We start from the raw sequence: 17674 nt of genomic DNA, 5'->3' as shown, positions 1-17674 counted from the left end.
TGATCTGTCGGGTCTCGGGCCGGTCAGGTGCGCTCGGGTCGATCATTCGACCACGCGCGGTACCAGATAGAGCCCGTCCTGCGTGGCCGGGGCAATGCGCTGGAAGCTGTCGCGGCGGTCGGCCTCGATCGCCTCGTCGGCACGCAGGGGCTGGGTGGCGTCCAGCGGATGGGACAGCGGCGCCACGCCGTCGGTATCGATTTCGGCAAGCCGGTCGACCATCTCGAGAATGCGGGACAGATCATCGACGTAGCGTTCGGCCTGGGCATCGGTCACGCCCAGACGAGCCAGATGCGCAGCGCGCAGAACATTGGCGTGTTCAATAGCCATGGCGGTTCTACCTTTGAACGATGCAGGGGTTGATGGCAAAAGCGTGGCTGTCCGGCTTTTGATCCGGCTGCATAAAGCAACAAAAAGAAGCAGGGCCACGTGGTAGGAAGAAGGTATCATAAGCGGCGGCGGCATGGCAGGCGGGCTGCTTGCCGCATCATGACGGCGATGATACCGTTTGCATCCGCACAAGTTCCGGTCTGGCCCAGGTGAAAGACTTTCATGTTTAAACGTTTACGGGGGTTGTTTTCCAATGATCTGTCGATCGATCTGGGAACAGCCAACACGCTGATTTATGTACGTGGTCGCGGTATCGTGCTCGATGAGCCCTCGGTCGTGGCCATCCGCCAGTCCGGCAGCATGAGAAGCGTGGCCGCTGTCGGTCTCGATGCCAAGCGGATGCTGGGACGCACACCCGGCAACATCACGGCCATTCGTCCGATGAAGGACGGCGTCATTGCCGACTTCACCGTGACCGAACAGATGCTGCAGTATTTTATCAGGAAGGTGCATCAAAGCACCTTTTTAACGCCCAGCCCCCGTGTCCTGGTCTGTGTTCCCTGCATGTCGACGCAGGTCGAGCGCCGTGCCATCAAGGAGTCCGCCGAAGGGGCGGGCGCCCGTGAAGTCTTTCTGATCGAGGAGCCGATGGCAGCAGCCATTGGCGCCGGTCTGCCGGTCGAGGAAGCCACCGGCTCGATGGTGGTCGATATCGGCGGCGGCACGACCGAAATTGCCATCATCTCCCTGTCCGGCGTGGTCTACTCCGAATCCGTGCGCGTGGGCGGCGACCGCTTTGACGAGGCCATTACGGCCTATGTGCGCCGCCACTACGGCAGCCTGATCGGCGAGGCCACGGCCGAGCGCATCAAGGAGGAGATCGGCAGCGCCTGGCCGGGCGGTGAACTGCGTGAAATCGACGTGCGCGGGCGCAATCTCGCCGAGGGCGTGCCGCGCAGCTTCACCCTGAACTCCAACGAGATCCTCGATGCCCTGCAGGAGCCGCTCTCCTCGATCGTGGCGGTCGTCAAGAGCGCGCTGGAGCAGTCGCCGCCGGAGCTGGCTTCCGATATCGCCGATCGCGGTCTGGTGATTACCGGCGGTGGCGGTCTGCTGCGCGATATCGACAAGCTGATCGCCGAGGAAACCGGCCTGCCGGTCATCATTGCCGAAGAACCGCTGACCTGCGTGGCCCGCGGCGGTGGCAAGGCGCTCGAGATGATCGATCAGCACACCTTCGAACTGCTGTCGACCGACTGATGTCAGCGGCAGCCGGCGCACACCCTGCGCCGGCTGCATTCGGTTCGCGGGAGGAAGGCCTATCAAACCGCTTTTTTCGCACGGTCCCATTCCCGGCTACCGAATGATCCTGTGCGTTATTCTGGCGTCCTTTCTGATGTTCGCCGATCAGCGCATGAGCTGGATGGAAGACGTGCGCGCCCAGATATCGACCGTGGTGGCACCGGTACAGTGGATCGTGAGCCTGCCGGCGCGGGGGCTGAGTCTGGCATCCCTGGCCCTGAGCGATCAGACCCGGCTGGTCAACGACAATCGCCAGCTCCGCGAACGGCTGTTGACGCTGTCACAGCGCGTGCAGCGCATGGCCAGTCTCTCCGAAGAAAATGCCCGTCTGCGCGATCTCTTGAAGGCCACGCCGCGCCAGGAGATTCCCTGGATTACGGCGGGGCTTCTGACCCTCGACAACGATCCCTTTCTGCAGCAGATGATCATTGACCGCGGCCAGCAAAGCGGTGTTTACAACGGCCAGCCGGTGGTGGATTCGGCAGGCCTTGTCGGTCAGGTCATTTCGGTGTCGCGCTATTCGAGCCGGGTGCTGTTGATTACCGATGCCAGTCATTCGGTGCCCGTGCAGATCAATCGCAACGGGCTGCGCTTCATTGCCCGCGGTGCCGGCCAGGCCAATCGTCTGACGCTGGACAACGTGCCCAACAACACCGATATCCGGGAAGGCGATCTGCTGGTGACATCGGGGCTGACCGGTCGCTTTCCCGAGGGGTATCCGGTGGCGCGCGTCAACCGCGTCGTACGCAATGCCGGCACGCCCTTTGCCACCGTGGAAGTGCTGCCCATTGCCCGGCTCGATCGCAGCCGCAATTTCCTGCTGCTCTTTACCCATGATCAGCTCAAGCGCACCCGTCACCGGCTGAGTCAGGAGGCGGTGGATGCCGCGCTTCAGGTAGCGCGTGCCGCGCGACGGGAGGCGCGTCCATGAGAGGCTATTCCGCGATCATTCCGCTCTCCTTTCTGTGTGCCCTGATGCTGCAGGTCATGCCCCTGCCCGAGGAGTGGCTCCTGTGGCGGCCCAACTGGGTGGGGCTGGTGCTGATCTACTGGTGCATCATTGCCCCGTATCGCGTGGGCGTCTTTCACGGCTTTCTGGTCGGTATCCTGATCGATCTGCTGCAGGGCACGCCGCTGGGGGAGAGTGCGCTGATGTATGCCATTATTGCCTTTCTGACGCTGCTGCTCTATCAGCGCATGCGGATCTATGCCCTCTGGCGACAGGCGCTGCTGGTCACGCTGGTGCTGGCACTGATGCAGCTGTTCGAGCAGTGGCTGCGGGCCTTGTTGCTGAACGCCCCGCTGCATCTCGAATTTGTCTATGCCGCCGTGCTGGGTGGCATACTATGGCCCTGGCTGTTTACGCTGATGCAGATCATACGCCGACGCTTTGCCTCCCTTTGATTGTCCGTTCGCGTTTGCCAGACGCAGTGCCGTTCGGTGGATCAGGGTGCGTTTTCGGCCCCCTTTTTCGGATACCCCATGCGCATGTCATCGCCTGATCTGATTCTCGCCTCGGCGTCACCCCGGCGCCTCGAGCTGCTGGCCACCCTGGAGGTGGTCTGCCGTGCCTGCCCGGTGGACCTGGATGAAACCCCGCATCCCGATGAGCCGGCGCAGGACTACGTCATGCGTCTGGCCCGGGAGAAGGCGCTGGCCGGGCAACAGGCATCTGCCACGCCGCTGCCGGTGCTGGGCGGCGATACCGCGCTGTCCGTGGACGACCGGATCATGGGCAAGCCGGCGAGCGATGAGCAGGCCCGGGCGTGGCTTCGCCACCTGTCGGGACGCTCGCACCAGGTGATCAGTGCCGTGGCGGTGACCGGCCCGGCCGGGCTGCTGGCGGCCTGCGTGATCAGCGATGTTCATTTTCGAGCGCTGGAAGAACGCGAGATCAGCGCTTATGTTGCCAGCGGTGAGGGGCGCGACAAGGCCGGCGGTTATGCCCTGCAGGGGCGTGCAGCCATGTTCGTGTCGCGCATCGAGGGCAGCTGGTCGGGCATTGTGGGGCTGCCGCTTTGTGAAACGGCGCAGCTGCTGGCCCGTCAGGGGGTCGCCCCGTGGCTTGCCGACAGTCAGCGCAGCGGGGAGGGGACGTCATGAGCGGTGAAATCCTGATCAACATGACGCCCATGGAAACCCGCGTGGCGGTGGTCGAAAACGGCGTGCTTCAGGAGGCCTGGATCGAGCGGGATCAGTGCCGGGGCATCGTCAGCAATATCTACATGGGCAAGGTCGTGCGGGTGCTGCCGGGCATGCAGGCGGCCTTTGTCGAAATCGGTCAGAGCCGTACCGCCTTCATTCACGCCCATGAGCTGATGCCGGCCGGCCATCCCGGACAGGAGGCCGCGCCGATCCGAACACTGGCCCACGAAGGGCAGTCGCTGGTGGTTCAGGTCATCAAGGACCCCATGGGCACCAAGGGGGCGCGGCTGACCACCCAGCTCTCCATTCCCTCGCGCTATCTGGTCTATATGCCGGGGGCCGCTCATACCGGGGTTTCCCAGCGCATCGAGGACGACGCCGAGCGCGAGCGGCTTCGTGACATGGTCAACGCCCAGGCCGGCGCCCGGGATGGACTGGTCGGCGGCTTTATCATTCGCACGGCGGCCGAAGGCGTCGATGAGGCCTCATTGGCCGCCGACATGCAGTATCTGCTCCGGCTGTGGCGCAAGATCGATGCGGCCCGGCGCGGGACGCGCCCGCCGGCCGTGCTCTATGAAGACCTGACGCTGCCGACCCGGACGCTGCGTGATGTCATGCGTGAAGGCATCGAGCGTATCCGCATCGACTCCAGGGAAAATCATGAGCGACTGTGCGCGTTCGCCCGGGAACTGATGCCCGCGCTGGAATCCCGGATCGAGTACTATCCCGGCGAGCGCCCCATCTTCGATCTCTTCTCGGTCGAGGATGAGCTGCAGCGGGCGCTGGAGCGCCGCGCCGATCTGAAATCCGGCGGCTATCTGATCATCGATCAGACCGAGGCCATGACCACCATCGATGTCAATACCGGTGCGTTTGTAGGGCATCGCAACCTCGAGGAGACCATCTTCAAGACCAATCTCGAGGCGGCCACGAGCATTGCGCGACAGCTGCGGCTGCGCAATCTCGGCGGCATTATCATCATCGACTTTATCGATATGCTCGACAGCGACCATCAGCGACAGGTGCTGCGCGTGCTGGAAAAGGCGCTTGAGCGCGATCATGCCCGCACCCGGCTGTCGGGCGTGACCGAGCTGGGCCTGGTGCAGATGACGCGCAAGCGCACCCGGGAGAGTCTGGAGCATGTGCTGTGCCAGCCGTGTCCGGTCTGCAAGGGGCGCGGCACCCTCAAGACGCCGGAGACCGTCTGCTACGAGATCTTTCGTGAAATCATGCGCGAGGAGCGGGCCTATTCGCCGGAGACCTATCTGGTCATGGCCGCCCAGAGCGTGGTAGACAGGCTGCATGAAGAGGAGTCAACGGCGGTGGCGGATCTGGAGAGTTTCATCGGCAAGACCATCCGCTTTCAGGTGGAACAGCACTATTGCCAGGAGCAGTACGACATCGTACTGATGTGATCATGTCTTCGCTGCGAATCCTGATGCGCTGGCTACTGACCCTGGTAGCGATGATGCTGGTACTGCTGGCGGCGGTGACCACCTCGCTGCGCCTTGGCGTGCTCAATCAGCCGACCCTGCAACAGCAGGTAATCGAGCTGCTGGACCTGCCGTCGCAGTACCATGTGCGCTGGCAGGACATGCGACTCGAGCTGGACGGGCGCGAGCTGGTGGTGGCGCTGCGCAACCTGAACCTCAATGGCGACGAGGGCGCCCGCTCGCTGATGTCGGTGGGCACGCTGGACGCCCATCTGGATGTCATCGAGTTGTTGAGGGGGCTGGCACCGACACGCTCATCGCTTGAAGCCCGGGATATCACCCTCGACCTTTATGAAACCGCGCCGGGGCAGTGGGGCTGGGGCGCTGCCACGCGCGAGGATGACGACGATGGCACCGTCGATATCACGCCGGAGCAGCTGACCGACTGGGTCGAGACGCTGATGCAGCAGTCCCTTGACCTGCAGGACGGGCGCATCAACTTTCACGCCCGTCTGCCGGCGCAGGAGGCCGACGAGACCGGCATCGAGGAGGAGGCTGTCACCACGTCCTCGCTGTTGATCGACCGGGTGGCCACTGCCGGCAGCCGACGGGACACACGAACCCTGACGGCCTCGGCGCACTGGGCGGACAGCGATGAGCCCGGCATGACGCTGGCGGGCCGCTTTGACGACATCGAAGCGCTGAACGGACGACTGCAGCTCAAGGCCGATGCCGAGCAGGGGCGGCGGCTGGCCGCACTCTGGGGCGGTCTCTGGCCCGAATATGCCTTGTTGAGTGCCCGCGGTGGGGCATCATTGTGGGCCGGCTGGCACGACGGTGACATGGCGAGTACACGCCTGTCGCTGGATGTGGCCGAGCTTGTCGGCAGCCACCGCGATGCGGCGTTCACCCTCAATGACTTGACGCTCGAGGCCGGGCTCGAGCGCACTGACAGCGGGCAGTGGCGCGGCGGCGTCGAACGACTGGGGCTGTCACGGGAGGGGCGTGCGCTCTCGCTGCTGCCCGAGGCGGTCCAACTGGAGGCATCGCACGATTTTGCCGACTTCAGTGTCACTACCACGGCCTTCGCGCTTGATGACATCACCGCCATTGCCGATCTCATACCGCTACCGGATGACGAGAGCCGCCGGATGCTGTCGGGAATGGCGCTCACGGGCCGTGTGGATGGTATCAATGTTCGCCGCCGTGCAGGCGGGCCGGTCGAGACGCGCGCGGCGCTCAAAAACGTCTCGGGTCAGCCGGTACAGCAGATTCCCGGCTTCGGGCCGATCGATGGCTGGCTGACGGCCGAAGGACTCAATGCACGGCTGCAGTTCGGCGCGCGCCGAACCGAACTGAACCTGCCGGAAGTCTTTTTGACCCCCTGGACGCTGGACAACGTCAGCGGCCGGCTTGCCTTCAATGTCGACGACGATGGCGGGATTCGCTTTGGCGGCAGCGACATCGAGCTTGAGCGTCGCGGTGCCCGGGCCCGCGGCGATTTCGCCCTGACGGCGCCGCCGGGTCGGCCGGAGCGTTTCAATATGGATGTCGCCTTTGACAACGTTTCGGCCGAGCGCCCGCGGGAGTGGCTGCCCGTCAACGCCATTGATGATCCCGAAGTGCGTGTCTGGCTGGATGAGCGCATTCATCGCGCCGACATTCCCGAAGGGCAGGTGGCGCTGCGGCTGGTATTCAACGATGACCGACCCGAAGCGCCCGATGAAGACAGGGTCAAACTGTCGGTCGAGGCCCGTAACGTCAGCATGACCTGGCAGGAGGGGTGGCCGCCGGTCACCGACCTGGATGGCCGGTTCACCATGGCGGGCAACAATTTCGATGCCGAGATCACCCACGCCAATCTGATGGGCATGGTGTCACGCGGGGCAAGGGCGTCGCTCAAGGATCAGCGGTTTACCCTGTCCGCGCTGGTGACCGGTGATGCCGGCAACCTGCTTGAGCTGCTGCAGCAGGCACCGCTGGAGGATCGCTCGCTCAGCGAAACGCTCAACACCTGGCGCACCGGCGGCAGTCTGATCGGCTCGGTCAATGTCTCGCTGCCGACCACCGACCCGGAAGCGGTCACGATCCGCGGTGACGGTCGGCTGGATGGCGGTACGCTGTACTCGAAAGAGTCGGATCTGACCGTCACCGATGTCGAAGGCAACGTGCACTACGGCTATCGCCATCAGCAGAGCAGTATTACCGGCACGCTGGATGCCCGCGTCTTCGAGGGGCCGGTCAGGGCGCGCCTGCATCTGATGGACGGCGGCATTGATATCTCCGGGCGTGGCTACGCCGAAGGGGTGGCGGGCTGGCTGGGGCTTGAGAACATCATTCCCATCGTGCACGGTCCGATCGACTACACAGCGCAGATCATGCTGGGCGACGACGGGGCGCAGATTCACGTGCAGACCCCGCTTGAAGGCCTGTCGCTGCAGCTGCCCCAGCCGTTTCAGAAATCCCCTGATACGCCGCTGCCGCTGACGCTGGATGTGAGTGTCGGCAGCGGCGCCGGCGAGCTGCGGGCCGGCGATCTGGTTCGCGCACGCTGGCGGCACAACAGCGATCAGGGCCAGGTCTGGCTGGAGGAGATGCCCCCTGAAGACGTCGAGTGGCCCGATCAGGAGCACTGGCAGGTCAACTGGCATGCGGACCGGCTGGACCTGGTCGCCTGGCAGCTGGCCATCTCGCAGCTCTCCGATACGGCTGATGACAACAGCCGCCGGCGTCGACCGGATGCGCCCTCGCAGAAGATTTCACCCATCGAGCGCATTGCGGTGGAGACCGACTGCGTGCTGTTCGGCGTCACCTGCCTGGGCAGCGCCCGGGGGCTGGGGGAGGTCCGCGGCAACGACTGGCACGCCAGGGTCGACAGCTCCTTTCTGAGCGCGACGGCGGACTGGCGTGACCATCCCGAGCTGCCCGTGTCGGTTCATGTCGACTGGGTGGATCTTACCCCGCTGATGACCGAGGCCCGGCGCAGCAAGGAGACTGCCGACGGCCAGGGTGCCGGCACGACGCTGACGGCTTATCCGGAAGGTCTGGCGAGTCTGGGCGACGGCGAATTCACCATCGACCAGGTACGTCTTGACGGCAACATGCTCGGCAGCGTCTCGGGGCGCTGGCATTCGAATGACGAGCGTATTGATATCTCGCCGCTGCAGATTCGCATGCGGGAGCTGGACGCCGACGGGCAGCTGGTCTGGGAGCGGGCGGGCAGCCTGCCAAGCCTCAGTCGTCTGCGCCTTGACGCCAGCGCCGGCAATCTGGGGGAGACCATGGCGTCGCTGGGCGTCGATAACGTGCTGCAGACCGACCAGGGCACCATCGAGACGAAGCTGGCCTGGCCGGGAGCGCCCTGGCAGTTCGATGTCGAAAGCGTCAACGGCAGTGTCAATGCTGATCTGGGCAGCGGACGCTTGACCTTTGTGCAGTCGCGCTGGGCCAATCTCGTCTCGCTGCTGAATCTGGACAACCTGATTCGGCGCCTCCAGCTCAATTTCTCGGACGTGACCCGCTCCGGCATCGGCTTCAAGTCGGTCAAGGCGCGTACGACGCTGCACGACGGCGTGGTGCGCACGGTGGAGCCCGTGCGCTTTGATGGCGCCGCCACCCGTTTTTCCGTGCGGGGGCAGGTCGATATCCCGGAAAATACGCTGGATGCCCATCTGGGCGTGACCGTGCCGGTATCCCAGAATCTGCCGCTGGCTGCGGTGCTGGTGGGCGCCCCCCAGGTGGGTGGCGTACTCTATCTATTACACTGGCTGTTCGAGCCCTGGTTCGACCGGGTATCGCAGGTTCATTATCACGTGGCGGGCCCCTGGGCGTCGCCACAGGTCAAGCTGGAGCATACGCGCTGATGACAACGCCATCCCTTTCGGACACGCGCCTGGAGCATGCCCGCGCCCTGCTGCTCGAGGCGCACGGGCTCGACGATGCCGCGCTCTATCAGGGCCTCGAGAGCGCCATGGGCCCCGGCGTCGACTTTGCCGATATCTTTTTGCAGCGCAGCTGGCGCGAGTCCTGGGCGCTGGAGGATGGTGAGGTCAAGGAAGCCGGCTACAGCATCGACAGCGGTCTGGGTATCCGGGCGCAGCACCTGGAGCAGACCGGCTTTGCCTACTCCAATCAGCTGAGTCGCGAAGCCATCGCCAGTACGGCGCATACGGCATCGCTGATCGTGCGCGCCGGAGCGCGTACGCCGCCGGTCGCGGTCGGTGCCCCGGTGTCGGTGGTGCCCTGCTACGGCAGTGACAACCCGCTCGACTCGCTGGGGGCCGAGGACAAGGTGACCATGCTCCAGCACGCCGATCGGGTGGCGCGGGCGGCGGATCCGGCCGTGGCCCGGGTCAGCGTCTCCCTGAGCGCCTCTTATGATGTCGTCATGGTGCAAAACAGTGACGGCACTCAGGCGCTGGATCTGCGCCCGCTGGTGCGCTTTAACGTCTCGGTCATTGCCGTACGCGACGGACGCCGTGAACGCGGCAGCGCCGGCGGCGGCGGTCGTTTTTCGCTGACGCAGTTCGTGTGCGATGACGTGGCCGAGCAGTATGCCAGAGAAGCCGTGCGTCAGGCGCTGGTCAACCTGGAGGCGGTGGATGCCCCGGCCGGGCAGCTGCCGGTGGTGCTGGGCAACGGCTGGCCGGGCGTACTGCTGCACGAGGCGGTCGGGCACGGCCTGGAGGGCGATTTCAATCGCCACGGCAGTTCGGCGTTCAGCGGGCGGATCGGCGAGCAGGTGGCGGCACGGGGGGTCACCGTGGTGGACGACGCAACCTGCGACAGCGGTCGGGGGTCGCTGAGCGTGGATGATGAGGGCACGCCCGGCCAGTACACGCCGCTGATCGAAGACGGCATCCTGACCGGTTACATGCAGGACCGGCTCAACGCGCGGCTGATGGGCATGGCGCCGACCGGCAACGGCCGACGCGAATCCTACGCGCATCTGCCCATGCCGCGCATGACCAATACCTACATGCTGCCGGGCGACCATGACCCGGAAGAGATCATCGCCTCGGTGGATCATGGCATTTATGCCGCAAGCTTTGGCGGCGGGCAGGTGGACATTACCTCGGGGCGCTTTGTCTTCTCGGCCAGCGAGGCGTATCTGATCGAAAACGGCCGGATTACCACCCCGGTGCGTGGCGCCACCCTGATCGGCAACGGCCCGGAATCCATGGGGCGGATCTCGATGATCGGCAATGATCTGGCGCTGGACAGCGGCGTGGGCATCTGCGGCAAGAACGGGCAGTCCGTGCCGGTCGGCGTCGGACAGCCCACGCTGAAACTGGATGCCATGACGATCGGCGGTACCAACAGTCAGGGCTAACGGCAGGGTCGGGGGGCTAGAGTCCGGCGGTATCCCGGATCAGGCGAAAGAGCTTGCGGGCACTGGCCGGCGGCTTGTCGGCGGCGCGCTCGGCGCGGGCGTTGCGTACCAGCTGACCCAGCGCCTGGCGGTCCACGTCCGGATATTCGTCGATAAAGGCCGTGATGGTGTCCTGATCGCCGTCGATCAGGCGATCGCGCCACTGCTCAAGGTGGTGAAAGCCGAGTTCGCGCTGGCGCTTTTCGCGGGCCATGAGATCGAATTCGGCGCGGATCTCGTCAAGCTGTTCACGGCGCATGATCTTGCCGACATACTGCATGTGGCGGCGACGGGCTTCCCGCGAGGTGATGCGTCGGGTCTCCTCGATGGCATCCAGCAGGTCATCGGACAGCGGCAGGCGCGCGCGCTCGGCGGCGGACATGGCGATGATCTGTTCGCCCAGTTCCTTGAGATCCTGCGCTTCCTGTTTCAGGCGGGTCTTGTTGGGACGGCCGTTGTCATGATGAAACGCGTCATGCGGACTGTCGGTCCCGGCAGGCGTCTCCTCCATGGAGGGCGTGCGGGCTTTCTTTCGTGGTGACATGCAGGGACTCCGGCGAGCGAAGAACAAATGAATAGGGTGGGAGAGTATATCAGGCTCGTTCCCCCTCCAGGGCAGACAGGAGAGCGCCATGGCGAGCACATTCGATATTGATGAGCAACAAGGGGCGCTGGAGACGGCCGTGGCGCAGGCGCTGGAACACGCCCGCAACGCCGGCGCAAACGCCTGTGAAATCGGCGCCAGCGTCCAGCAGGGCATGGAGATCAACGTCCGCCGGGGCAGCGTCGAAACGCTGGAGATGGCGCGTGATCAGGGCATTGGCGTGACGCTGTATCTGGGGCAGCGTCGCGCCAGCGTCTCCAGCAGTGATGCCACCCGTGCCTCGCTGATGGACGCCGTCACGCGCGCGCTCGACATTGCCCGCTATACCGCCGAGGATCCGGCCGCGGGACTTGCCGACCCGGCACTTCTGGCCCGCGAGCTGCCGGATATGGGCGTCCATCACCCCTGGGCACTCGAGCCCGACGAAGGCATCGAACTGGCCAGACGTTGCGAGCAGGGCGGCCTGGCGGTGGCGGGCATCGACAGCAGCGATGGTGCTTCGCTGACCACCAGCGAGGGCGTCAGCGTCTATGGCAACAGCCACGGTTTCATGGGCGTGACGCGCGCCAGCCATCATGCGCTGTCATGCATGATGATCGCCCGCGACAGTGAAGGGATGCAGCGTGATCATGACTATACCGTCAACTGTGATGCCGCCCGCCTGCGCGAGCCGGAGGCCGTCGGTCGGGTAGCGGCGGAGCAGGCCATGGCACGGCTGGGCGCGCGGACGATGGATACCGGCAGAATGCCCGTTCTCTTTACACCGACGATGGCGCGCTCGCTGATCGGGCACTTTCTCAACGCCATTGCCGGCGGCGCCATTTTCCGTGACGCCTCCTTTCTGTGTGATGCCATGGGCGCGCCGCTGTTTCCCGAGTGGCTGAGCCTTGGCGAACGCCCGCGGGAGTACGGCGCCCTGGCCAGCAGCGCCTATGACGATGATGGCGTCTATACCCGTGACAACGACTTCATCAGGGAGGGGCGGCTGGCGAGCTGGATGCTGTCGAGCTACAGCGCGCGGCGGCTGGGGCTGGTCACCACCGGCAATGCCGGCGGGGCGCGCAACGTGCGGCTGCAGGCGCCGCTGACGCCTGAAAAGGAGCTGCTGGGCGGCATCGAGCGCGGCGTGATGGTGACCGAGCTGATGGGACAGGGGGTCAACACGGTGACGGGGGACTACTCCCGCGGGGCGGCCGGCTTTCTTATCGAGAAGGGCCGGATCGTGGCACCGGTGGAGGAGTTCACTATTGCCGGCAACCTGCGCGACATGTTCCGCAATCTGGCCGGACTGGGCGATGATATCGACCGGCGCAGCAGCGTGCATACCGGCAGCTGGCTGATCGATGACATGATGGTTGCCGGATAAAAATGGCGACCGGCCTTCGGGGCGCAGCGATGCCCCGGAGGCGTTTCAGTACAGGGCGGTCGCCAGTCCCAAAAAGGCCACAAAGCCCACCACATCGGTGATGGTGGTCAGAAGCACGCCGCCTGACAGGGCCGGGTCGATCGAGAGCTTTTTCAGCACCACCGGGATCAGGGTACCGGCCAGTGCCGCGACCAGCAGATTGATGATCATGGCCATGGCGATGATGGCGCTGAGTGTCGTGTCATGAAAGCGCGCTGCGGCCATGACGGCCACGACCCCGGCCCAGAGCAGGCCGTTGATCATGCCGGACAGGATCTCGCGTACGACCAGCCAGCGCACGTTGGCCCCTGACACATGCCCCAGTGCGATGCCGCGAATCAGCACCGTCAGGGTCTGCGAACCGGCGATGCCGCCCATGCTGGAGACGATCGGCATCAGCACCGCCAGGGCCGCGATCTGCTGGATGGTGTCCTCGAAAAAGCCGATGGCGATCGACACGATCGTGGCCGCCACCAGATTGATGCCCAGCCAGACGGCGCGTCGGCGACTGGTGCGCAGCACCGGGGCGAAGGTGTCCTCCTCATCCTCGAGACCCGCCATGCTCATCATGGTGCGCGCCGAGTTTTCGCGAATGACATCGACCACGTCATCGATGGTGATGCGCCCCAGCAGCCGATTGTCGGCGCTGATCACCGGTGCCGAGATCAGGTCCCGGCGCTCGAAGAGGCTGGCCACGTCATCTTCATGCATCAGTGCCGTAAGGGTGACCACATCGGTGTCCATGATCTCGCGTACGCTGATGCCCGGAGCGCTGACCAGAATGCGGTTGATGGGCAGGGCACCGATCAGCTCATTGTGACGCGTCACCACCAGCAGGTTATCCGTGGATTCGGGCAGCCGCGTGTGCCGACGCAGATAGCGCAGGACCACGTCCAGGGTGACATCCGGGCGAATCGTGATGGTATTGGTGTCCATCAGACCGCCGGCCGTGTCCTCGGGATAGGACAGGACCATTTCGATGCGCGCCCGGCGGTCGGGCGTCATCATCGACAGGATGTCTTCCAGCGTGGTGTGGGGTAGACGCTGCAGCAGGTCGGCGGCGTCGTCGTTATCGAGCTGCTGGGTGGCCAGCAGCAGCTGTGAGGCATCCATCCGGGTCAAAAATTCGGTCTGGATGTCATCATTGAGGTATTGAAGGATCTCGCCCTTGGCGTGATGGTCGACCTGTTCCCAGAGAATGTCACGCTCGCGCGGCGGCGTGGACTCCAGCAGCCGGGCGATGTCGGCGGGGGGCAGGCCGCGACGGAGCAGGCGGCGTACCTGATCCATTTCCCGACGCGCCAGCGCGTGTTCAAGGCGCTCCAGACGAGGCTGGCCTCCTTGCTGCTCATTGCTCATTGCCGTGACGTCCCTGTCCCTGTGTCAGCCCGTTCGGGCGCCGTATGCCAGTTTAGAGCCGAATAATGTTCGTGAATGCCCGAAAGGGCTACTGATCTTCGTCAAAGCGCGCATCAAACAGCGCCACGATGGCGGCCAGCGCCTCTTCGGCATCCTCGCCTTCGACCTGAACCCGGACCACGCTGGTACAGGGCGCGGCCAGCATCAGAAGGGACATGATGTTGGCGGCATCGGCACATCTCTCGCCATGACAGACCGTGACACGCGACTCAAAGGGCTGACAGCACTGCACCAGCCGTGTGGCAGCCCGGGCGTGCAGTCCGCGACGATTGGTCAGTGTCAGGTCACGCTGAAGCATCACCCGCCTCGCTGACAGCGCGCTGGATGGTCAGCTCACGATGGCGAATGCGCACGGCCGGGAACTGGTCGGCAAAGTGCTCGCCAAGCTGCTCGGCCAGATAGACCGAGCGGTGCTGGCCGCCGGTACAGCCAATGGCCACGGTCAGATAGCTGCGATGACTGGCCAGGTAGGAGGGCAGCCAGCGTTCCAGCCACTGACAGATGTCGCCGAACATCGCCCTGACTTCATCGTGGGCCTCCAGAAAGGCGATCACGTCATCGTCCTGCCCGGTCTGGGTTCGATAGCGCGGATCCCAGTAGGGGTTGGGCAGACAGCGCACGTCAAACACCATGTCGGCATCCAGCGGCACGCCGCGCTTGAAACCGAAGGATTCAAAGGTCAGCGTCAGATCGTTGATGTCGTGACGCGCCACCTGCTCGGCCACACGGCGTCTTAGATCGTGCACCGACTGAGCGGAGGTATCGATGATCAGATCGGCCGTATGGCGCAGGGGAGAGAGAAACTGATGCTCCGCCTCGATCGCCTCGGCCAGTGTCATCTGGGTCTCCCGCGTGAGCGGATGACGTCGTCGGGTGGCGGCATAGCGCTCCAGCAGGACGCGGGAGTCTGCCGTCAGATAGACCACCCGGCAGTGAATGCCGCGTGTGGAGAGGGCTTCCAGAAGCTCCGGAAAGCGCTCGAGCGCGTCGGGCAGGTTGCGGGCATCGATGCTGACCGCGACCCGATTGCGGTGTGGACTGCCGGCCTGAAGTTCGTCGACCAGGGCAGAGAGAAGCATCGCCGGAAGATTGTCGATGGCGTAAAAGCCCTGATCTTCCAGCGCCTGCAGCGCAATGGATTTACCGGAACCGGAGCGTCCACTGACGATAACAAGTTCCATGGCCATGCGGCTTATACTCGCGTGGAAAGTTGGCTGATGGCCTGCATCAGGATGTCGTGAAGTTCCTGCGCATCCCGGGCATTACGCAGGGCGTGACGGGTCTCGGCGGCGTTCATGACTTCAGCAATCTGTGCCAGCAGAGACAGGTGCGTGTCCTCGGCGGTTTCAGGGACCAGCAGGACAAACAGCAGATCGACAGGCTCGCCATCGATGGCATCGAAATCCACGGCCTGCTGAAGACGCATGAATCCGGCCAGCGGCTGACGGCAGTGCGAGTTGCGTGCATGGGGAATGGCCACGCCATTCCCCACGCCGGTGCTCCCCAGACGTTCCCTGCTGATCAGACGGGTAAAGACTTCCTGACTGTCGAGACTGGGAATGTTTTGTGAGATGAACCCGCTGAAAAATTCCAGCACACGCTTTTTACTGCCGCCTTCCACATCAAACAGGACTCGGTCGAAAGGGAGTATCTGGTCAAGTGTCATGGGTTACAGGTATTTGCCGTTGCCCTGGGAGCGGGCCTGTGTTTTTTCCTTGTGCTTGAGCAGCTGACGATCAAGCTTCTCGGTCAAGGCGTCGATGGCAACATAAAGGTCTTCCTGCTCGGCCTGGGCGTGAAGCTCGGCACCGGCGGCGTGGAGCGTGGCCGCAGCCTGCTGGCGCTCCTTTTCGACAGACAGGGTCACCTGGACGTTGGTGATGTTGTCATAGTGGCGTTCCAGTTTGGCAAGCTTTTGATTGACGTGCTCGCGCAGTGCATCGGTCAGTTCGACGTGGTGCCCGGTAATATTTACCTGCATGGCATGCTCCCTGAATCGAAACGGATAACCGACAGCCTGGCCAGGCTGCCGGACCTGCAAGCCTCTCCGGCTACCATCAGATTGTAACGCTTTTCCCGTTGGCGCAAACCCTGAATCGTGGCGTTATTTGTTCCAGGACTGTCGGACATGTCATATCACGTGATTCAGGCCAGTCGCTTGCGCTCGCTGGAGGAGGGAATACCCATCGCCTCGCGATACTTGGCCACGGTGCGTCTGGCCACCATGATGCCGCTGTCGGCCAGCAGCTGTACCAGCCGGGCATCGGACAGCGGACGTCGCGGTGTTTCATCACCAATGAGCTTGCGTATCCGGGCGCGAATGGCCGTACTGGCGTGAGCATCACCCTCCTGGCCGACATGGCTCGAGAAGAAATACTTGAGCTCCATGACGCCGCGCGGGGTATGAATGTATTTGCGGGTTGTCACGCGCGAAATGGTGGATTCATGCATGTCCACGGCCCGGGCAATATCGGCCAGAACCATGGGCTTGAGGGCCTCATCCCCGTGTTCGATAAAGTCTGCCTGACGCGTCATGATCTCCTGGCCCACGCGCAGCAGGGTATCATTGCGGCTCGACAGGCTCTTGAGCAGCCAGCGCGCCTCCTGAAGATGCTGCTTGAGAAAGGTGTTGTCCTCGCTTTTGTCGGCGCGGCGCACCAGGGCGGCATAGTCGGGCTGGATACGAAGCCGCGGCAGGGCGTTTTGATTGAGCTCGACCTGCCAGCCGTGGCGGGGGTGATGTCGCAGGATCAGATCCGGGGTCACAAGATGCTGATCGACATCTTCAAAGGCCGCGCCGGGACGCGGATTGAGCGCGCGTATGGTGGCGATCACGTCATCGAGCGCCTGGTCGTCGAGGTTCAGGCGACGCTTGAGCAGGCGGCGATCATTCTGTCCCAGCGGCTCGAGAAACTGGCGGACCATGCGGCGGGTCTGGGCAAGCCAGGGCGTGTCAGCGGGTAACTGATCGAGCTGCAGCAGCAGACACTCGCGCAGATCACGGGCAAAGACGCCCGTGGGGTCACACTGCTGCAGTCGCGCCAGCATGTGCTCCATCTCGGTCTGGACGAGATCGTTCAGGCCCTGCTGACGCAGCCCGCCGGCCAGCTCCTCCAGGTCCGTGCCGAGATAGCCGCTGGGCGCCAGTGCGTCCAGCAGGGTATCGGTGATCAGCTGCTCGCGCGCGTCCATGTCCATCAGCGCGATCTGCTCGCGCACGTGCGAGGCCAGATCGGTGGCCACGGCGTTGTGCTCGATATTCCAGCCGTCTTCCGCGGCGCCCGGCGCGGGGCCGTTGGTATACACATCGTCCCAGCGGGCATCCAGCGGCAGCTCCTCGGGGATACTGTCGGCCCAGTCCTCCCGGTCTGCCGGCGTTTCCGGCGGTTCGATGCTCTGCTCTTCCTCGACATCCAGCAGCGGGTTGCTCTCCAGCGCCATCTGAAGCTCCTGCTGCAGATCCAGCGTGGACAGCTGCAGCAGGTGGATGGCCTGCTGCAGCTGCGGCGTCATGGTGAGCTGGGTGCCAGTGCGTAGCTGTAAGGCGGGTTTCATCATGGTTATAACGCCCGGTCGCCAACGTTTGATGCCACGCTATCCAGTCCGCGGCGACCTTGCAAGTGCTGAAGGCGTTACATGTTGCAAATACCGTGCCATCGGTCGGT

General features: G+C 64.1%; 16 protein-coding genes. 8 read left to right on the top strand and 8 right to left on the bottom strand.

Translation table 11 applies throughout. The features are described 5' to 3' along the window. Positions 1-42 precede the first annotated feature (42 nt). Positions 43-330 (bottom strand): Asp-tRNA(Asn)/Glu-tRNA(Gln) amidotransferase subunit GatC, encoded by a 288-nt coding sequence (gene gatC / locus M1D97_RS09980; protein ID WP_456267588.1) that lies wholly within the window; start codon positions 328-330, stop codon positions 43-45. A gap of 222 nt (positions 331-552) precedes the next feature. On the opposite strand from gatC, the gene M1D97_RS09975 reads away from it, so the two are divergent. The 7 genes from M1D97_RS09975 (at position 553) to tldD (ending at position 10542) form a co-directional block, all read left to right on the top strand. Further along, positions 553-1590, top strand: a complete 1038-nt coding sequence (locus tag M1D97_RS09975; RefSeq protein ID WP_456267587.1) for a rod shape-determining protein — start codon at positions 553-555, stop codon at positions 1588-1590. 103 nt (positions 1591-1693) lie between these two features. Beyond that, the gene (gene mreC, locus M1D97_RS09970) at positions 1694-2563 is read left to right on the top strand and encodes a rod shape-determining protein MreC (protein ID WP_456267586.1); all 870 of its coding nucleotides are present in this window, start codon (positions 1694-1696) and stop codon (positions 2561-2563) included. After that, on the top strand, positions 2560-3036 hold the full coding sequence (mreD, locus tag M1D97_RS09965; RefSeq protein ID WP_456267585.1) for a rod shape-determining protein MreD: 477 nt from the start codon (positions 2560-2562) through the stop codon (positions 3034-3036). The genes mreC and mreD overlap by 4 nt, the downstream gene beginning before the upstream one ends. Before the next feature lie 84 nt (positions 3037-3120). Continuing rightward, positions 3121-3735, top strand: coding sequence for a Maf family protein (locus M1D97_RS09960; RefSeq protein WP_456267584.1), 615 nt, complete (start codon positions 3121-3123; stop codon positions 3733-3735). Next, positions 3732-5192 (top strand): ribonuclease G, encoded by a 1461-nt coding sequence (gene rng, locus M1D97_RS09955; RefSeq protein ID WP_456267583.1) that lies wholly within the window; start codon positions 3732-3734, stop codon positions 5190-5192. The genes M1D97_RS09960 and rng overlap by 4 nt, the downstream gene beginning before the upstream one ends. Before the next feature lie 2 nt (positions 5193-5194). Then, on the top strand, positions 5195-9073 hold the full coding sequence (locus tag M1D97_RS09950; RefSeq protein ID WP_456267582.1) for a YhdP family phospholipid transporter: 3879 nt from the start codon (positions 5195-5197) through the stop codon (positions 9071-9073). Next, complete coding sequence (gene tldD / locus M1D97_RS09945) at positions 9073-10542, top strand: metalloprotease TldD (RefSeq protein WP_456267581.1); 1470 nt, start codon at positions 9073-9075, stop codon at positions 10540-10542. The genes M1D97_RS09950 and tldD overlap by 1 nt, the downstream gene beginning before the upstream one ends. Positions 10543-10558: 16 nt before the next feature. Here tldD and yjgA read toward each other — a convergent pair whose 3' ends face one another. Continuing rightward, positions 10559-11092, bottom strand: a complete 534-nt coding sequence (yjgA, locus tag M1D97_RS09940) for a ribosome biogenesis factor YjgA (protein WP_456270208.1) — start codon at positions 11090-11092, stop codon at positions 10559-10561. Positions 11093-11213: 121 nt separating this feature from the next. On the opposite strand from yjgA, the gene pmbA reads away from it, so the two are divergent. Then, a complete protein-coding gene (pmbA, locus tag M1D97_RS09935; protein ID WP_456267580.1) occupies positions 11214-12551 on the top strand; it encodes a metalloprotease PmbA in 1338 nt (445 codons plus the stop codon). A 45-nt stretch (positions 12552-12596) separates the two neighbouring features. Here pmbA and mgtE read toward each other — a convergent pair whose 3' ends face one another. The 6 genes from mgtE to M1D97_RS09905 form a co-directional block, all read right to left on the bottom strand. Then, entirely contained in the window at positions 12597-13949 is a 1353-nt protein-coding gene (gene mgtE / locus M1D97_RS09930; RefSeq protein WP_456267579.1) for a magnesium transporter, read from the bottom strand. An 88-nt stretch (positions 13950-14037) separates the two neighbouring features. Then, positions 14038-14307, bottom strand: a complete 270-nt coding sequence (locus M1D97_RS09925) for an HPr family phosphocarrier protein (protein ID WP_456267578.1) — start codon at positions 14305-14307, stop codon at positions 14038-14040. Beyond that, a complete protein-coding gene (gene rapZ / locus M1D97_RS09920; RefSeq protein WP_456270207.1) occupies positions 14294-15190 on the bottom strand; it encodes an RNase adapter RapZ in 897 nt (298 codons plus the stop codon). The genes M1D97_RS09925 and rapZ overlap by 14 nt, the downstream gene beginning before the upstream one ends. 11 nt (positions 15191-15201) lie before the next feature. Beyond that, the gene (locus M1D97_RS09915) at positions 15202-15675 is read right to left on the bottom strand and encodes a PTS sugar transporter subunit IIA (RefSeq protein ID WP_456267577.1); all 474 of its coding nucleotides are present in this window, start codon (positions 15673-15675) and stop codon (positions 15202-15204) included. Between the two features lie 3 nt (positions 15676-15678). Further along, positions 15679-15990 (bottom strand): ribosome hibernation-promoting factor, HPF/YfiA family, encoded by a 312-nt coding sequence (gene hpf, locus M1D97_RS09910; RefSeq protein WP_115853448.1) that lies wholly within the window; start codon positions 15988-15990, stop codon positions 15679-15681. A gap of 164 nt (positions 15991-16154) precedes the next feature. Continuing rightward, positions 16155-17567: an RNA polymerase factor sigma-54 gene (locus tag M1D97_RS09905; RefSeq protein WP_456267576.1), complete on the bottom strand. Its 1413-nt coding sequence runs from the start codon at positions 17565-17567 to the stop codon at positions 16155-16157. Positions 17568-17674 lie beyond the last annotated feature (107 nt).

This window comes from Kushneria sp. AK178, assembly GCF_053903105.1.
Note: the sequence above shows the minus strand (reverse complement) of the source record. Positions and strands in the feature narration are given on the sequence as shown.